The organism is Ruegeria sp. AP12 (assembly GCF_056540025.1).
This window is the reverse complement of the sequence record NZ_JBQFVZ010000081.1, coordinates 1-1,105: the sequence shown is the minus strand read 5'-3', so window position 1 is coordinate 1,105 and position 1,105 is coordinate 1. Positions and strand designations below refer to the sequence as shown.

The 1,105-nt window shown below is 58.5% G+C and carries 1 protein-coding gene; it reads left to right on the top strand.

Annotated features, from left to right (window positions below; all coding sequences use genetic code 11):
- Nucleotides 1-35: 35 nt before the first annotated feature.
- Nucleotides 36-1,105: ABC transporter substrate-binding protein (locus tag ACR0E6_RS21375; RefSeq protein ID WP_480587076.1), on the top strand; the 1,070-nt coding region annotated here is incomplete at its 3' end.

Genomic DNA, 1,105 nt, shown 5'->3' with positions numbered 1-1,105 from the left:
CTTAACCGGGTCGTCGAACAAACCTGGAGGTTGTCATGACGATCCGTCATATTCTGATGTCCACTGCCGCGACGATGATTGCGGTTCCCGCGCTGGCAAATTGCCCGGTCCCCACCGTCGCTGATCCAATGGGGCTAGAGCCCGCGTTCCCGCAGCAATTGGAACTGGCTGAGCTGCAATCAACCGCATCCTGCACCCTGGGATTCTCGGAAAACCCGGCGATTGCCGACCTTAACGGCAAAATCCTTGGCAACGCCGCCCTGGCCGCTGTCGCAGACCGCCTGCCGGCCGAGCCTCTGGTCGTGATGCCCTATGAGAGCATCGGCCAGTATGGCGGCGCAATTACTGGCATTTCGAAAGCGACCGAGTCGGGCACGTCGGACCTTCTATCCGTACGCCACGTGAATTTCGTGCGCTATGCGGATGACTTGCAGACGGTTGTGCCCAACGTCGCCAAGGCTTGGGACTGGAACGAAGACAAAACCGTTCTGACGATCACGCTGCGTGAAGGCCACAAATGGTCGGACGGCGAACCCTTCACCGCCGAAGATGTTGCCTTTTGGTACAACGACCTTCTGTTGAACACCGACATTCTGGAAAAAACCCCGGATCGCTGGCTGTTTGCAGGCGAGCCGATCAATGTTGAGGCGGTTGACGACGTGACCGTCCGCATGACCTTCCCGGTGCCGACGCCGGGCATTCTGAACCGTTTTGCCGTCGACTATGGCCAGCCGTTCCAGCCCAAGCATTTCCTGGGCCAGTTCATGCCCAAATACAACGAAAACGCCGATGCGCTGGCGCAGGAATACGGTTTCGCCAACGGCGCCGAAGCGGTTGATTTCTACTACGGCGGCTCGGATTGGAAAGACGTTCCCTCGCCGCTGCTGAAAGACGCCGACAAAGCCGCTGCGATTGGCCGTGCGGTTGTGCCGACGCTGGAAAGCCACATCGTTGTCGAAGAGACCTCGGAAGGCCGCAAACTGGTGGCGAACCCCTATTTCCACCAGGTCGACACCGCGGGTAACCAGCTGCCCTATATCAACGAAATCGTTGAGAGCTATGTCAGCGACAAGGAAGTTCAGAACCTCGAGGTCATGAACGGAGA